The 16,864-nt window shown below is 39.0% G+C and carries 15 protein-coding genes; 3 read left to right on the top strand and 12 right to left on the bottom strand.

The window, feature by feature from the left end:
• Positions 1–10: 10 nt before the first annotated feature.
• A complete protein-coding gene (locus tag HBN50_RS09360) occupies positions 11–463 on the bottom strand; it encodes a DUF2452 domain-containing protein (RefSeq protein ID WP_273869447.1) in 453 nt (150 codons plus the stop codon).
• 8 nt (positions 464–471) lie between these two features.
• Positions 472–2,259, bottom strand: a complete 1,788-nt coding sequence (locus tag HBN50_RS09355; RefSeq protein ID WP_273869446.1) for an ABC transporter ATP-binding protein — start codon at positions 2,257–2,259, stop codon at positions 472–474.
• Between the two features lie 150 nt (positions 2,260–2,409).
• Here HBN50_RS09355 and HBN50_RS09350 point away from each other — a divergent pair, with 150 nt between their 5' ends.
• The gene (locus HBN50_RS09350) at positions 2,410–3,114 is read left to right on the top strand and encodes a 7-carboxy-7-deazaguanine synthase QueE (RefSeq protein WP_273869445.1); all 705 of its coding nucleotides are present in this window, start codon (positions 2,410–2,412) and stop codon (positions 3,112–3,114) included.
• Here the strand turns inward: HBN50_RS09350 and HBN50_RS09345 are convergent.
• The 8 genes from HBN50_RS09345 to HBN50_RS09310 all read right to left on the bottom strand — a co-directional run bounded on the left by HBN50_RS09345 (position 3,111) and on the right by HBN50_RS09310 (position 13,777).
• On the bottom strand, positions 3,111–3,482 hold the full coding sequence (locus HBN50_RS09345; RefSeq protein ID WP_273869443.1) for a hypothetical protein: 372 nt from the start codon (positions 3,480–3,482) through the stop codon (positions 3,111–3,113). The two genes, HBN50_RS09350 and HBN50_RS09345, sit on opposite strands and share 4 nt — an antisense overlap.
• A 116-nt stretch (positions 3,483–3,598) precedes the next feature.
• Positions 3,599–4,636: a DUF2786 domain-containing protein gene (locus HBN50_RS09340; protein ID WP_273869441.1), complete on the bottom strand. Its 1,038-nt coding sequence runs from the start codon at positions 4,634–4,636 to the stop codon at positions 3,599–3,601.
• A gap of 112 nt (positions 4,637–4,748) precedes the next feature.
• Positions 4,749–5,342 (bottom strand): redoxin family protein, encoded by a 594-nt coding sequence (locus HBN50_RS09335; protein ID WP_273869439.1) that lies wholly within the window; start codon positions 5,340–5,342, stop codon positions 4,749–4,751.
• Between the two features lie 67 nt (positions 5,343–5,409).
• Positions 5,410–9,195 (bottom strand): zinc-dependent metalloprotease, encoded by a 3,786-nt coding sequence (locus HBN50_RS09330; RefSeq protein WP_273869438.1) that lies wholly within the window; start codon positions 9,193–9,195, stop codon positions 5,410–5,412.
• Positions 9,196–9,214: 19 nt separating this feature from the next.
• Positions 9,215–10,060 (bottom strand): hypothetical protein, encoded by an 846-nt coding sequence (locus tag HBN50_RS09325; protein WP_273869437.1) that lies wholly within the window; start codon positions 10,058–10,060, stop codon positions 9,215–9,217.
• A 318-nt stretch (positions 10,061–10,378) separates the two neighbouring features.
• Entirely contained in the window at positions 10,379–11,140 is a 762-nt protein-coding gene (locus HBN50_RS09320) for a succinate dehydrogenase/fumarate reductase iron-sulfur subunit (RefSeq protein WP_443135171.1), read from the bottom strand.
• A 31-nt stretch (positions 11,141–11,171) separates the two neighbouring features.
• Positions 11,172–13,103, bottom strand: a complete 1,932-nt coding sequence (locus HBN50_RS09315; RefSeq protein WP_273869435.1) for a fumarate reductase/succinate dehydrogenase flavoprotein subunit — start codon at positions 13,101–13,103, stop codon at positions 11,172–11,174.
• A complete protein-coding gene (locus tag HBN50_RS09310; RefSeq protein ID WP_273869434.1) occupies positions 13,103–13,777 on the bottom strand; it encodes a succinate dehydrogenase cytochrome b subunit in 675 nt (224 codons plus the stop codon). Before HBN50_RS09310 ends, HBN50_RS09315 begins: the two co-directional genes overlap by 1 nt.
• 189 nt (positions 13,778–13,966) lie before the next feature.
• Here HBN50_RS09310 and HBN50_RS17615 point away from each other — a divergent pair, with 189 nt between their 5' ends.
• Positions 13,967–14,416 carry a thiol-disulfide oxidoreductase DCC family protein gene (locus tag HBN50_RS17615; protein WP_443135166.1) on the top strand — a complete coding sequence of 150 codons (450 nt, stop codon included), beginning with the start codon at positions 13,967–13,969 and terminating at the stop codon, positions 14,414–14,416.
• Here HBN50_RS17615 and HBN50_RS09305 read toward each other — a convergent pair.
• Complete coding sequence (locus tag HBN50_RS09305; protein WP_273869433.1) at positions 14,298–15,158, bottom strand: sulfite exporter TauE/SafE family protein; 861 nt, start codon at positions 15,156–15,158, stop codon at positions 14,298–14,300. The two genes, HBN50_RS17615 and HBN50_RS09305, sit on opposite strands and share 119 nt — an antisense overlap.
• A gap of 62 nt (positions 15,159–15,220) precedes the next feature.
• Entirely contained in the window at positions 15,221–15,880 is a 660-nt protein-coding gene (locus HBN50_RS09300) for a Crp/Fnr family transcriptional regulator (protein ID WP_273869432.1), read from the bottom strand.
• 122 nt (positions 15,881–16,002) lie between these two features.
• Between HBN50_RS09300 and HBN50_RS09295 the strand changes: the two genes are divergently transcribed.
• A complete protein-coding gene (locus HBN50_RS09295) occupies positions 16,003–16,854 on the top strand; it encodes an MBL fold metallo-hydrolase (protein ID WP_273869431.1) in 852 nt (283 codons plus the stop codon).
• Positions 16,855–16,864 lie beyond the last annotated feature (10 nt).

Raw genomic sequence — 16,864 nt, 5'->3', positions numbered from 1 at the left:
ATTTTAGCATTTATTCAGCAAGTTCAAAAGTGTGGTCGGCAAGAAGTTTTACCGCCCCAAGAAATTCTTTAAAGGGAGTACTCTTACCCCATTCCTTGGGTGAAACCATAGAGAGAATGGCCCCTTCACTTTTTTTCTCGTAGAGATAGTAAGTCGTTCCTATGACTGGCTTAAAGCGAATTTCAGCGTCGTAGACAATATTTGAAATGTGGCGTCTTTTTTTGATTTCGTTCATTTGATCAATAAGCGGCTTCATTTGTTCATAAATTTGATCGAGCTTGCGTTGGGTTTGCTCCATCATGGCCATGCGAGCGCGCGATTTTATTTGATCTTCATTATTTGGTGTTGCTACTGCGCCACCTTTTTCATGAGCATAATCAATAAGGCCTGGTATTGAAGAGGCATTTCTCTTTAGGGCCTCTAGGTCGATCTCGTTTAATTTTATCTCTTTTCTTTTGGCCATGTGAACCTCTAGCTTAGTGCCTCATGGAGAGCACCGGTTTGAACATTCCAAAGTTCAAAGTAGGATAGGCGGTTAGCAAGGAGTTCATGGTGGTTACCGGCCTCAATAATTTGCCCATCTTTAAGAACAAAAATTCGATCTGCACCGACGACTGTAGAAAGTCTGTGGGCAATCATTATTGTTGTTCGCTCTTTTGTAATTCTATCGAGCGAGCGTTGAATGGCCGCTTCTGTTTCGTTGTCGACTGCACTTGTGGCCTCATCAAAAATAAAAATAGGAGCTTCTTTTAAGATCGCTCGCGCTAAAGAGATTCTTTGTCTTTGACCGCCTGAGAGTTTCTGTCCGCGCTCTCCAACAACGGTGTTAAGCCCCTGTGGAAGCTTGGAAATGAAGTCATGGGCCTCTGCAAGTTTAGAGGCGACAAGAACTTCTTCATCCGTTGCTTTGGGATTTCCATAGCGAATATTTTCGAGAACAGTTCCGTGAAAAAGATAAGTATCTTGTCCAACATAACTAAAAAGAGATCTCAACTCGGATAGGGAGAGATTCTTAATATCGTCATTATTGATTTTAATTGAACCAACTTGAGGATCGTAGAAACGTAGAAGTAGCTTAACAAGCGTACTTTTTCCTGAACCTGTTGCACCAACAAAGGCAACCGTTTCACCAGGGGCGATCTCAATATTGAGATTCTTTAAGATAGCTCCTGAATCATTATAAGAAAAAGTTAAATCTTTAATACTAATTCCCGTTTCACTCAGGTTTTTAGTGTGGTTATTTTCTCCACCAGTTATTTGAATAGGCGTATCAATTAATTGAAATATGCGATCAATAGAGGCCATGGACCTTTGATAGAGATCAAAAGTTTCAGCGAGTCCAGTTAGAGGCCAAAGAAGTCTTTGTGTCATGAAAATAAGAATAGAGTAGGAGCCTACTTCTAATGTTCCCTTTTCAGTAAGCCATCCTCCAAGAAGTGTCGTTGCGATAAAACCACAAAGAATAACCATTCTAATTAAAGGAGAGTAACTAGAAGATACTTTAATGGCCTTTGAATTAGCTTTTGCATAATCAATTGACTGTTTTTCAAGTCTTTCAATTTCAAATTTTTCTCTTACAAAACTTTTAACTGTACTCATTCCACCTAGGTTATTGGTAAGGATACTGCTTAAGAGACCAACTTCGTTTCGCACGTCTTTGTAAAGCGGTTGAATTTTCTTTTGAAAATAAAAAGAACCCCAAAGAATAAGTGGGATGGGAAGAAAGGAAAAGGCCGCAACAAGAGGCGAGATACTAAAGAAGATACAACCAATGATGATCACTGTGGTCATGACCTGTAGTAGAGAGTTTGCTCCTATATTTAAAAAGCGCTCTAATTGGTTAACATCGTCATTTAAGATAGAAATTAAATTCCCCGTACTCTTATCTTCAAAATAGGCCATTTCTAGGTGCTGTACATGAGAAAAGGCCTCAATGCGAAGTTCATGCTGTATTGTTTGGGCAAGATTTCTCCACATAATTTTTAATAAGTATTCAAAAAAAGATTCAAGTCCCCAGATGATCAACGTTAAAAAAGCGACAACAAAAAGTTGTTCCATAACTGTTTCAACAGGGATAAATCTCGTTAAAAAAGAACTCTCTTTTTTCACGACAATATCAACGGATAGACCGATGAGAAGAGGTGGGGCAAGGTCGAAAATCTTATTGAGTATTGAGTAGAGGCAGGCCTTCGTTATTTTTTGGCGAAGGTGCTTATTGTGATTCCAGAGTCTATTTAGGCCATTTTGTTTTGCTTGCATGGTGAATTTGTCCTGATCTTTGAATTTAGCCTCTTTTCAGTAGTCTAGAGTGTCTAAAATCTGGCAAGTTTTTGTAAAAAGGTTACTCAATATGTACCACAGATTTTTAATTTGTGTTATACAAAGGCTAGTTATTTAATGGACAAAAATATGAAAGATTATCTTATCAATTCAATTTATCGAGCAACGGAAGGGGAAGGGGTCCTTATTGGATCACCACAAGTTTTCGTTCGTTTTCAAGGTTGTGCTATTGGTTGTCTTAATTGTGACTCCAAAGATACATGGGACTTTGACGGTGAGTTGATGGATCTTGAAGAGATTATGCTTTCTGTTTATCAAGAGACGTTTCAAGGAAAGATCAAACGTGTTTCAATCACTGGTGGAGACCCTCTTCATCCTAAGCATGTTCCTTACGTTTTAGAGTTAACAAAGAAACTTAAAGATCAAGGTTACTTTGTAAATATTGAAGCGGCCGGAACACGAGTTGTACCAGAGATCTTTGAACTTGTTGATTATATCAGTTTTGACTATAAAACACCTTCGACTGGTGTTCGCACAAACCCTGCTTTGATTGTAAAGCTCGCTAATCAATATCAAAATAAATTTCAAATTAAGTCAGTCATAGAAACAAGAGAAGACTTCGATCAGACGGTTCTAGCTTATAATGAAGTTCTCTCTCAAGTCGATCATATGACGTTTCCATGGTGTTTAACGCCTAGTTATAATACTGAGGAAGAGTTTCCTGAAGCTCGATTTATTGAAGTTTTAAAATGGAATGAAGCATTCGGTGGAATGTTTCGTGTCATTGGTCAACAGCATAAATGGATTTTTGGGCCTAAGAAAAAGCAGTGTTAAACGACTTGCATAAGGAGCGCTTGTCTCTCTTTTGCTTCAATCATTTCAATTCCATATTTTTCTAATCTTCTATGCTCTATGAGACTATAGCCTAAGTCTTCTGCTTCCATCTTTTCAGTAGCACCTGTTTTAAGACAGACAACAACTAGTCTAGCGTCTCTTGGGATTTTCTTTAAAGCGACTTTGATGATTCCTTTTGTCTTTGCATATTGAGGAGCACAGTAGATCACATATTTCTTATCATCTCTTTTCGCACTGAAATGCCAGAGGTTTGTTCTACTCTTAGAGACTGTAACTTCGTATTCGTATGTTTTAAATACGAGGCTACAAGAGTCGATAAAGTCTTGAATGGTCCTCTTTTTTGACATGTGCCGTCCTTCGAATATGTTAAAGAATGTTCATATTTTATTATCGGCTTTGGACTAAAAGCAATAAAGTTAAAATTGGTTAAAAAGTAATGGAGTAAATGATTGTAATTACTTATCTAGTAGCTTAAGAGCTTTTTAAGCGAGTTGGCACTTTGTTGCAGTCCTTTCTTAAATGAAAGCGATTTACCCATTTTATTGCCAATCTTGGCACTGTCAGGACAATATTTTGAGCCTTTTGAGTAGCTGAATCCCATTTTCCCATGAACCATGGCCGTTTTATCCTTGAGGTCCTTCTCAAGAACAATTAAGGCCCTAGAATCACCTGAATGACTTTTCTGTTCATTAATTTTTGAAACGTAGCCCTTGGCCACAGATTTCATAAATGTATTCTTTGAGGCCTGTCCTTTAAGATTGGAGTTCTCTCTTTTGGCCCTCTCCCATAATCTTTCTAATTCCGTATCGAGAAAGCCTGCCACATAGGAAGCGATCTCGACATTTACCTTTTGACCAATCACTTCGAGATAGAATTGACCTTGTCCATGATTGAAAACTGGTTGGACAAAGAAAGTTGTTAGAATTTCATAGATTGCCTGGGCCTTGGCATTTTTTCTTTTCCCGCTAAGGACTCGTTCTAGATAAGCTTCTTGATTGTCATCCTCTTCATAGGAGGCAATTGATTGAAGGTTGTATTTTAACAGAAGCTCGTTGGCCTTCATTGTAGCTAGAGCTGATTCATTTTCATTATCAGAACTTGCAAGATTCATGAGTTTTTGAATTCTTTGAAGAATTCTTTCACCTTTTAAATCTCCCTCCTTTTTATCATTGGCAAGAGAGATACTCATATAGGCGCGATAAACCTCTTCACCCCAACCATAAGATTGGCATATCTTTCGATATTCGACTCCATGGGCATCGGCCGTATTTTTATAGATTAAGTGGCATATAAAGTGGGCCAGTTCATGGCGGATGATATCTTTTAAAACACTATCCTTCGCGTTGAACATGAGTGTTTTGTTAAAGGCCACTTGATAGAGATGGGAGTTGAAATATCCTAGTTTTTTTTCATCTTCAAAGACGACAAATGAAATGGGGATTAAGTGATTTTTCCACAAAAAGCGATCTCTTTTAAGAGTGAGATTCATTTCCTTATGCATGATTTCTCGCGCATAAGTCTTACATTTTTTTTGAAAAGAAAGTGTCGTAGAGTTGTAGATAAACATAGTGTTCAACTATAGCAAAAAGCATACAAGTGGACAATTTCGCTTATTAGTATTTTACACTACACCCATAAGGCTTTGTTTTTGATGGTCTAATCTCCTTGCCATCAAGGTTAGCCAGCATTGCTCTTTCAATATAATTTGTCGCATCCTTTATATCAGCAGGGTTAGCGCTTGGGATACTATCTATTGCCCCTTGGTATTGGACAATACCATTTTTATCAATGAGGACCATCTGTGGCGTTGTCACTGCTCCATAGGCCTTTCCAACACTACCTGTAGTATCTAAGAGAAGGTGAGAGGCCTTGGATTTCTCTTTGTTAAGTTGAGATAGAGCTTCACTTGCATCTGTGAGATGGCCTTGTTTACCTTCTGCAGAAGAGACAATACTTAGCCAAACAATTCCTTTCTCTTTTGCTAGTTCTTGAGACTTTTGCATATTACTTGAATCATAGTGCTTTCTAACAAAAGGGCAACCTTTGTTATACCACTCTAAAACGACCGTTTTCCCCTTGAAGTTACTTAGTGTGACTTCTTTGTTGTTTTGGTCAATAAGTGTAAAAGAGGGGGCCTTTTGTCCTGGAGAGATGGCAAGAGATTGAAGAGTTAGAAAGAGAGAGGTGATTGTTGCTAGTTTTTTCATATTAAAATTCTAGCATAAAAAAGGGCGACCTAAGCCGCCCTTTGTGTCAATTGTATGTCAATTTTTTCTATAGAAAAGAGAAGACACTTGTTCCATCGTCATTTCTGTAACGGTGACGTGGAAGAACTCTTAGTTGTGCTTTGTAGTAATCTACAAGCGCATCAGTGATAAACCCATTTGCATAGTTATAAAGTAGTGCAATAGGTAGATCAAAGAGTGGTTTTTCTTCATCTGAGCTTGGTGTGTTTGCAATCTGATCTTTGATTGTAACAACTTCACTCATCGCTTGTGCTCCAGCTGTGTAGATCTCAAACAGTAGTGGTCCTTGTTCAGCACCAAATTGCTGAGAAAAGATCTCTAGTGTGAACTGCGCACCCTGGTTTGCGTAGTTAATAAGAGCTACTTGCCAAGATTCGTCTAGTGAGAAGTATGCTTTTTGAGCATCTGTTAACTCTGCTGGTGCTTGTGGATTCATTCTTTGCTCAAGCACTTTTGTAATGAGTTCGCTATTTGCACTGTCTAGAACTTCTTTTCCATTGATAGTTGAAAGCATCGAGTAAGCAACAGTGTTATTCTCATTAGCAGCATAAACTCTATCATCATTTGTTCTCAGGTAAGAGAATCCCTCAGGTCTTTGATCAAGAGAGAGGTAGATGTTTAGTCTTCTAATTGAAGCGTAGTTAGCTGTTAAGTAAGCTTGATCTCTATAGTCTTCACCATAATCAACACCAGATTTCTCAATTTGTGCAAGCGTTGTATCGATAAGGTTTCCTTTACCTGTTAGTGGTAGTCCTAGGAACATCTTTACCCATACAAAAGCATCTTCTGGGTTGTTGATTTTGTAGTCTTTCGCAATAGCGTAAGGAAGAACAACTTTCTGACCATCTGCCATTGTAAATGGTAGAGGAGCATTCATTGGTTCACCCATTGCTAAGTGATTAATTACATTTTTAGCGTCTTCATAAATAAATGGAAGATCAACAAGGGCCATGTGCTCATCGTCAGTTGATGGTCTATACCACTCTCTTTTGAAAAGCATTCTCATTGCCATAACTTTATCAACCCAGTATCCACGAACAGCGATGTCTGATGAGTACTTGTATTCTGGGTTTGTGTCTCTGAAGCTGTTTAGGAATTTTCCATTTTCTGCAACAGGAACGAGGCTATCTTCTGCAAGTTTTGCAACAACTTCTTCATCGAAACAGCTTGTTACAACATCGTAGCGACCTTTGTCAGACATTGTGTACTTAATGTCATCATAGATTTCAGAAAGCTTCTTGTACTCAGTAACAACTCTTGGATCAGCTGTGTTAACAACAGCACAAAGGTGATCTGGAGTCTTTAATACGTCCATGAAGAAGTTACCAACAATTTTAGTCGCTTCTAGACGGTCGTTGATTTGCTTACACACTGGATACTGTGCCGTATCTTGTGGTGAACATCCTTGGGCCATAAGGTCTTTTCCAAAGAATGTTGTGAAGAATTCATACTCTTCAAAGATATCACGAATTCCAGAGAGCTCGATGTATCTCCATACTACGTATGAACCAAGTCCGTAAGTAGAGAAGTTAAGACGCTCATCTCTGAAGTTTCTGTATTTGTAGTAATCTTTGTAACGCTTAATTCTGTGGTTAGCAATTTCAACAAGGCTTGTCCCTTCGTCAAAACGGTTACACATAGAAGAAAGACCAGCGTTTTCATCTGTACAGTATTGGTATGACTTAAGCTCTTGACCATTGGCCTTAAGCTCTTTTTCTAGATCTGAAACGGCCCCTTTAACTTTTACAATTGAACCATCTTTTGTTTCAACTTCTCTTTTGTAAGCAAAACGAAGTGCTGCTAGGTCGTATTTACCAAAAGCATTAAGCTCGTTGAATTGGCTAAATCCGTAGTCCATGATCGAAGAGTATGCTGGAGCATCATCTAGACCAAGTTCTGTTTTAGCTTCTTCTTTTGTATAGAAGTTTTCCTTGTCCCATGATCCCATGAAGTTGTGACGTAGACCAAGGTTGTGTCCAAATTCGTGAACAAGAGTTGAACGGTAAGACTTAACTAGAATGATATCTGTAGCTTTGCTCTTTTGAGAAGCGCTAAGCTCGTTCCATCTTTTAAGTGTTCCATCTTCATTCTTAATGTCTGCGATAGCAAGAAGCTCTGGGTAGATAACTTTTGCTGTACCACCAACTTGGAAGAACTCTGTCGCATAAGCATTATTTTCTGCATAATGGTTAAGACGCTCTTGTTCTTTTTGAACTTCTTTTTGGAAGTCATCAAGCTCTTCTTTGTTCATGCTTTGAGCGATATCAAGTCTCATATCTCTTGTTGTAGAAATACGCTCTTGAGCTCTTCTTTCAAAGGCATGGTGGTCATGATTGTGTAATTTACCTTTAAGTGCATGCGAGTGTGCATGAACATTCATTTTGCTACTTGCAACTTCAGCATTTTTTGATGCTACTGCTGGAGCTTGCTTTGTAGGTAGTGGTTGAATTTGACTTGGTAGTGGTACCTTTTGAGTTTGAATATTACTTACAGCAAGTGACTCAGGTAGGTTACCAAGTGCAGATGGTGCAACAGCAAAGCGAACTTGTGCTACTGATTCACCTTTTTTCTCATTAACTTCATCAATAGAAATATCTACAGCTGACTCATAAACAGAGCGAGTCATTGCCTTAAGAACACCACCGTACATATTAACGTGACCTTGAACAATCTCACCTGTTTGTGGGTTTGTTACTGTTGGCCCATATCCAAGAAGTCCGTTTGCTAGTGGATCGTCAATTAGAACGACCATGTTATAGCGAAGGTCTCCAGATTTCTTACCAGAAGGCTCCTCTAATTTAATTGTAAAAGGACTTCCGATCTTTTTAAGTCCATTGTTCATGGCCTCAATTGTATCGTAAGTTGCTTTCTTTAAAAGTGCATTCTCTGGCTTGTTGAATGAATCTGAAAGGTGGTAAACGAGTTCACCATTATTTCTCTCTGGATTCCAACGGTTAAGAAGGATTTTTCTTTCTTTTCTTTGAGAATCAAAGTCATCTTTAAGAACAAGTTCTTCGTTTTTAAAGTAACCGAATTCATCATGGTCAGGAGTTGGGTAGTCAACGGCCTTGTAACCTGGGCTAGCAAGTTTATCAAGACGTACGAGAGAATAGAAAAATCTAACTTTGAAACCATTGTAAGAGAAATTATCTCTAATGTAGTTCGTCCATAGACAGTTCCAAGACTTGTTAACTTTATAAGTTTTTTCAAGTTCAACGTTGATAACACCAGGTTGAACTTCATAGTCTACAAGTTTTGTTCCGTTTGGAGATAGACAGCTACTTCTAAGAGCAAAGACGTCAAGTTCGTTAACTTCTTTAACTTTTAGACCTTCAAAATCTGGTTTGAAGTGAGTTGTGTCGTACCACTCTTGCTCAGAGTTTACTTCCTCATTATTTGTACACTCACCATAAGCATCTTCACGACAGCGGTAAGATAATTGATTACCTGGAATCGTTAATACTGGTGTGTCGTTAAGATCATTGTCAGAAAAACGCTCATCTTTTTCTACTTCTAGAACTTCAAGACCATCTTTTGACCATTGAAGACGAACAATTTTTTCTTGCCCTTGATAGAATGGCATTGCTTCAGGAACTTCTCTTGGAGTTCCCATTGTCATTGGAACGTAAAGATACTTTACAGGTTCATCTGAAACAGATCCATTTTTTTGAGTTACCTTCTGAGTGATTTGATAGAGTCCTTTACTACCAACCTCAGGAGCTTTGTAAACTTCATCGTAAGGCTTGTCCTTAGCACATCCAACAAGCACTAAAGCACTCATTGTAAGTGTGGCAAGCATCGTAAGTTTTTTCATTCCCTTTCTCCTCATCCTATTAATACACGTAGCTAACGCTCGTATAAACACTTGATTTATTTTTATCAAATAGAGCAACGTCTAAACTGTCACCTGTGTAACCGTAAGTGAGTCCACCTAGGTCGTGACCAGCACTAATGCTGAAACCTTGCTCAAGCGCCCAGTAAACACTTTGTCCCATTGAAAAAGTGTCACCTTTTGTCTTGTTCTCATAATCCCATCTAGAAGTGTTAGAAAAGTAAAATGAGAAACTAACTTTCTTAAAAGGTGCATAACCTAGGGCGGCCGTATTTGTGACATAGTAGTTTGTATTTGGACTATTGGTGCGGGTTCTTTTAAATTCATGAAAATTTTTCGCACCAGTTGAGCTCAATGTAAGACTTACATATTTAAGCCCTAGTTTCGCAAGATTGAATGATCCTGAAAGACCCGCCATAACTCTACCATTGAACGTTGTATCTCTTCTCGAATTAGCGTTTACTGGCAAATAGACGCGAGTAAGACCAGAGAGTGAGATATCTGAGTTAAAGCTCTTAATAAGACCAGAAAGTCCAAGATAAGCACTTGAGAAGTACTGTTTTCTTGCTCCTTTCATCTCTTTTGCTGCGGCCACTGAAGACTGAGCAGTGAGTCTGTCGTTTAACTTGTAGGAAAGCCTAGCTGATAGTGATGAGTTCACGTAGTTATCATAGCTGTCGGCCTCAACAACACTTGCAGAAGTTGTCGAGCTAACTGAAACATTCCAATTTTTAACAGCACTTGTCGATTCACTTTCAAGTGAGCCTGAGAGTGTCGTAGCAGTGGACTGGGCCAGAGAGCTAGTAGCAAGAGTTGTAGTCAATGCGATAAGTAGTAGTTTCTTCATATTCTCCCCATTAAGTTGGGGAATAATAGGGAGAAAACTGGAGGAAGTCATGGCGTCTTTGTCAACAATGGAGAAAACCACCCACAATGTAAGAAAAAGTTAGAACGAAGTAAGAAATGGGCCGAAAGTACGGGAAAAGTGGTGCAAAAAGGTCGGGTAAGGGGGAGTGTTGGCCAACATTTGAGATGTAAGAAATGGTAAAGCATAATTCTTGTAATTTCATATGCTTATATTAATTTCACGGTGTGTAATTTGGTGTGTGTAAAAAATATTGTGAAAATTAGGCAAAAAAAAGCCCCTCGATTGAGGGGCCCTCGATTATTTCTTTGGTGTTGCTTTTGATTTTACAGCAGCAGAGAGGAAGTCTCTGTTCATACGTGCAATGTTTGAAATCTCAATTCCTTTTGGACATGAGGCCTCACACTCAGCTTCGTTAGTGCAGTTACCAAATCCTAGCTCATCCATTTTAGCAACCATGTTTTGAACACGTTGCTCAGATTCAACTTGTCCTTGTGGAAGAAGAGCAAGTTGAGAAACTTTGGCCGAAACAAAGAGCATGGCCGAAGCGTTCTTACAGCTAGCTACACAAGCTCCACATCCAATACAAGCAGCTGCATCCATTGAAAGTTCAGCATCTGATTGTGGGATTAGAATAGAGTTTGCATCTTGTGCATTTCCTGTGTTGACTGAAACAAAACCACCAGCGGCGATGATATCATCAAATGCAGTTCTATCGATCATAAGGTCTTTAAGAACAGGGAAGGCCTTCGCTCTAAAAGGTTCGATAACAACAGTGTCACCGTCTTTGAACTTTCTCATGTGAAGCTGACAAGTCGTCGTCTCTGCTTCTGGACCGTGTGCTTGACCATTGATCATTAAAGAACACATCCCACAAATACCTTCACGACAATCGTGATCAAAGGCAACTGGGTCGATTCCTTCAGCAACAAGTTTTTCATTTAAAAGGTCAAGCATTTCAAGAAAAGATGCATCTGGAGTTACGTTTTCAATGACGTAATCTTCCATTGACCCTTTATCTTTGGAGTTCTTCTGTCTCCAAATTTTTAGGTTTAATGTCATTAGGTTATCTGAACTCATATTTTACTCCAAATTACTTGTATGATCTTTGAGTTAGCTTAACGTTTTCAAAGTTAAGTTCTTCAATGTTTCTAATTGGGTCAACCTCGTCACCAGCGTATTCCCAAACAGCAGCGTGGATGAAGTTAACGTCATCGCGTTTCGCTTCATTTTCTTCTGTTTGATACTCATCTCTAAAGTGACCACCACAAGATTCTTCTCTTGTAAGAGCATCTCTTGCCATAAGTTCACCGATTTCTAGGAAGTCAGCAACGCGGTTTGCTTTTTCAAGCTCAACGTTGATCCCATCAGCAGAACCAGTAACTTTAACGTCTTTCCAAAATTCTGCACGAAGTTCTTTAATTTGCTTAACAGCTTTTTCAAGACCTTCTTTTGTTCTTGCCATACCAACGTATTCCCACATGATATTACCAAGCTCTTTGTGGAAAGAGTCTACAGAGCGAGTTCCGTTAACTCCAAGAAGTTTAGAGAATCTCTCTTTTGAATCAGACATGGCCTTGTCAAACTCAGGATTTGTTTCGTCAACTTTTAAGTTGATGAGGTTCTGACTGGCAAGGTAATCACCAAGAGTGTATGGAATAACGAAGTAACCATCGGCCAGACCTTGCATAAGAGCTGAAGCTCCAAGGCGGTTAGCGCCGTGATCAGAGAAGTTTGCTTCACCAAGAGCAAAACAACCTGGAACTGTCGTCATAAGGTTGTAATCTACCCATAGTCCACCCATTGTATAGTGAACAGCTGGATAAATTCTCATTGGAACTTCGTAAGGGTTTTCATCAGTAATTCTTTCGTACATATCAAAGAGGTTACCGTAACGAGCTTTAATGGCATCAAGACCATCTCTTTGAATGGCATCAGCAAAGTCGAGGTAAACGGCAACACCAGTTGATCCAACACCACAACCACTATCAACAGCTTGCTTTGCGTTTCTAGCAGCAACATCACGAGGTACTAAGTTACCAAAAGATGGGTATTTTCTCTCTAGGTAGTAATCTCTTTCTTCTTCAGGAATTTCGTTAGGGTGACGTTTGTCTCCCTCTTTCTTTGGAACCCAAACACGTCCGTCGTTTCTTAGAGACTCTGACATGAGTGTAAGCTTTGATTGGAATTCACCGTGTTGTGGAATACACGTTGGGTGAATCTGAGTGAAACATGGGTTAGCAAACATGGCCCCTTTCTTATAAGCTTTCCAAGCCGCTGAACCGTTAGAGGCCATAGCGTTTGAAGAAAGAAAGTAAGTGTTTCCATATCCACCAGTACAGAGAAGAACAGCATCAGCAGAGTATTTTTCAAATTCACCAGTGATGAGGTTTCTTGTAATGATCCCTCTGGCCTTCCCGTCAACAACAACGAGTTCAACCATTTCACGTCTTGTGTAAACTTTAACTTTACCTTTTCCAACTTCTTTCATCATTGCTTGGTAAGCACCAAGAAGGAGTTGTTGTCCCGTTTGTCCACGAGCGTAGAATGTACGAGATACTTGAGCTCCACCAAATGAACGGTTAGAAAGAGTTCCACCGTATTCGCGAGCAAAAGGAACACCTTGAGCTGCACATTGGTCGATGATGTTATTGGCAACTTCAGCTAGACGGTAAACGTTAGCTTCTCTTGCTCTGTAGTCTCCACCTTTGATTGTGTCGTAGAAAAGTCTCCACACTGAGTCACCATCGTTAGGGTAGTTCTTCGCAGCGTTCACACCACCTTGAGCGGCAATTGAGTGAGCACGACGACCAGAATCTTGAATACAGAATGTTTTAACGTTGTAACCAAGTTCAGCAAGTGTTGCTGAAGCTGAGGCACCGGCAAGACCAGTTCCTACAACGATTACGCTATATTTACGCTTGTTAGCAGGGTTAACAAGCTTCATGTTGAACTTATGATTTGTCCACTTGTCTCTAAGTGGGCCTTCAGGGATTTTACCATCTAGTTTTTTAATATCCGTCATTATTTACCCCCCATCAGGTAGCAGTAGATTGGAAGAGCGATGTATCCAGCAGCAATAACTACTGCAAAAAGTTTTGAAGTTAGTTTTAGAGTACAGTTGTATTTTGGATGGCTAAATCCAAGTGACTGGAACGCTGACCAAAATCCATGAGAAAGGTGAATACCAAGAGCGATCATTGCTACGATGTACCAAAGAACGTTTAGTGGGCTCTGGAAGTACTCAACAACAGTTTTGTAGATATCTCTCACTTCAACACCATCAAGAGTTGTCATGTAAACAGGACCAAACTTGAAGTTGAAAAGGTGAAGGACAAGAAAGATAAGAATCATTAAACCTGTATAAGGCATCGTTCTTGAAGCGAATGTTGCTCCATTTCCTGTCATTTGAGACATGTAGTAACCAACTGGTCTTGCTTTTTTGTTTTCAACTGTTAGGCGAATTGCAAGTCCAATGTGACTTAGAAAGATTGATGCTAGAATTGCTTCAGCAACATAAATAAGCTTGTTACTTGTTAGAGCATGAGCGTAAGCATTGAATGCGTCAGATCCAACATAGAGAAGACAGTTTCCGATTAAGTGGGTTACTAAGAAGCCACAAAGAAGGAGTCCTGTCACGGCCATCACCTGTTTTTTCATAACAGATGTTTTTAAATACGTGCACAGTGTAGATGCCATAGGAATTTTACCCCTTTGAAATGGTGAGAAATAAAAAAATAATGTATTGAATTTCTTGACCATTCTAACCGATTAAAAATGAATGGTTAAGCCTTTTTTCTTTAAAGATGACCATTCTAAAAAATGTATAATTTAGGTTAAAATAGACCGTATTTATAAATTTACTTTTTTATCGGTATAAAGAAGGAAATGATGAATCAAAGTAACGATAAAGATCAAATTGAGTTAGACAAAAAAGAGGCAGTGCAAAAAGAGCTTGTCGTCTTTTTTGATGGGCACTGTGGTCTTTGCAATGGCTTTGTTGACTATCTTTTAATGGCCGATCAAGAAAAAAAATTGAGATTCGCTCCACTACAGGGGGAACTTGCCAAGAATCTCTTAAGTTCCAACTATATTCAAAATCTAGACACGGTGTGTTTTTATGAGAGGGGAGAAATTCACACTCATTCTGATGCTGTTCTTCGAATTTTTTCCCATCTTCCTTCATTTAATAAGTTCATTTTAGTCTTTTGGTTGATCCCTAGAGCGATGAGAGATTTTTGCTATGGGCTTCTTTCAAAGTCTCGCTATTCCATTTTTGGTAAGAGTGAGACGTGTCGACTTTTGAATGAGGAGGAGTCATCTCGTTTTTATCCATAAAGGCCGTTCTATTTTTGTAGAGAATGGCACTTCCCATGAAAATGAGAAAAATAGCAAAAATCTTTTTTAACTTTTGCTGAGAAACATATTGAACAAAATAGGATCCAATAAAAATACCAACGGTCGTCATAAAGCTAAAGCTTAGGAGAAACTTCCAAGGAACTTCTATTTGACCTAGGTATCCAAGAAACCCAGAAAGAGAGTTAAAAGCAATGATCAAAAGACTTGTACCGATGGCCTCTTTCATGGAAATTCCTGCTAGTAGAACGAGGGCGGGAACAATCATAAAACCACCGCCAACACCAACGATTCCAGTGATAACTCCAACGATCATGGCCAGAGTCATGACGAGAAGGTGAGGGATTGCTTTTTGCTCATCGGCCTTTTGGTCTTTTCTTCCCTTGAACATAAAAACTGAGGCAATGACCATAATGATGGCAAAGAATATGAGTTGTGTTTGACCTGAAAGGTAGGCCGCAATCCTTGCTCCAGCAAAAGTTCCAATCATGGCAAAAGGTCCAAAGAGAATTCCAATTTTTAGATTGATATTTTTCTTTTTATAATGACTAAGGCTGCCAAATAAACTTGTGATACCAACGATTGCTAGACTAAGGGCGATGGCAAGTTTTGCATCCATTTTTAAAACGTAGACGAGAATGGGAACAGTAAGAATCGAGCCTCCGCCGCCCAAGAGTCCAAGGGTTAATCCAATAAAAAGAGCAAGAGAGAATCCTAAAATCATAATATCTATCCCCGTTTTTTTATTATTCTATAGAAAGAGGGGTTTTATAAACATGACCGTGATCAAATTTTGTGTCGTTCTTCCTCTTTATGAATGAAGTCGAGAAGTAATTGAGGCTCGGGAATCATGATTGAGCGTCCCTCTCTTTTGATCAGTCCTTGTTGTTCAAGAGAGCTTAACGTTCTAGAAACCGTTTCTGTTTTAGCTCCACAGAATTCTCCGATCTCTCTTCGCGTCCACTTGTGATGTGGGTATCTGGTCTTTAAAAAGATGAGAGACTCAATGATTCGATCAGCAACCTTTTTTGAACTCATATCTTTCAAACGGATCTCCGAGCGTCTAAGTTCTTTTGCCAAAACTTTGGCAATATAAAGAAGAAGTTCGCTGTTATCTTGGCACAAGTTCTTGAGGTCTTCTTTGTTAATGAAGAGGATATTTGTCTTTTTAAGAGCAATACTTGTCGCATGATAAGGCTCTTCACTAATAAGAGAGCGATGGCCAAAGAAGTGTTCGTGACCAAAGACACGAAGGAGGGATTCATCACCATTTTTTGCAATATCAACTAGTCCCACAAGGCCGCTTTTTATGAAATAGAGCCCCTCTGGTTCGTGACCAACATGATAAATCGTCTCATCTTTTTGATAAGTTCTAAGCTTTAAGGATTGAGGAGCAAGCTCTTGAATTCTATCAAATAATTCTTTTCCAAAGTCAAAATGATTCATGTAATCTATCTTAACATTAAAAAATTCTCTGGCAATAAATGAAAGAAATCGCTCGAATTTTGATCGTCATCAAAGTTCTTTTGGTGCGAATCTTTTATGATGAATATAAAGCGAGGTGACTTATGAAAATAGAAGTCTTTTACGATAAAACAACTTTCACACTGACATATCTTGTATTTGATGAACAAACAAAAGATGCCATCGTTATTGATCCTGTTTTGGACTATGATCAATATGCTGGTAAATTATCGCATACAAGTTTTGAAAGAGTTCATCATTTCATTCAACAGAACAAGCTAAATCTTCACTATGTTTTAGAAACTCATGCTCATGCTGATCATTTGAGTTCTTCTCAAATTTTTAAAGATCACTATCCAAATGTAAAAATTGGAATAGGTGAACATATAAAAGAGGTTCAAGAAACATTTAAAGGTGTTTTCAATCTTGAAGGTTTAAAGATAACGGGAGAGCAATTTGATCATCTTTTCAAAGACGGTGAAGTTCTTAACGTTGGTCCCATCGAAATTAAAGTTATCAATACTCCAGGGCACACTCCGGCCTGTGTTAGTTATCTAATTGAAGATCAACTTTTTACGGGAGATGCTCTTTTTATGCCTGATTTTGGTACTGGACGTTGTGACTTTCCAAAGGGCTGTGCAGAGGACCTTTATCACTCGGTTCATGAAAAACTCTATGAGCTACCAGATGAGACAAAGGTCTATGTTGGGCATGACTATCAACCAGGGGGAAGAGAGCTCATGTATCAAACGACAATTGGAGAGTCTAAAAAGAGCAACATTCAGCTCAAGGGTGAAACTTCGCGTGAGGATTTTGTAAGCTTTAGAAAGGCTCGAGACGCGACACTTTCAGCACCAAAGCTTCTTCTTCCAAGTATTCAGGTTAATATTGATGCAGGAAAGCTGCCTAAGGCCGAGGAAAATGGTGTCTCTTACCTTAAGTTGCCTTTAACTTAAAATAAAATTA

Source organism: Halobacteriovorax sp. GB3, assembly GCF_028649655.1.
Taxonomy (GTDB): Bacteria; Bdellovibrionota; Bacteriovoracia; order Bacteriovoracales; family Bacteriovoracaceae; genus BSW11-IV.
This window is presented reverse-complemented; position numbering and strand designations above follow the sequence as displayed.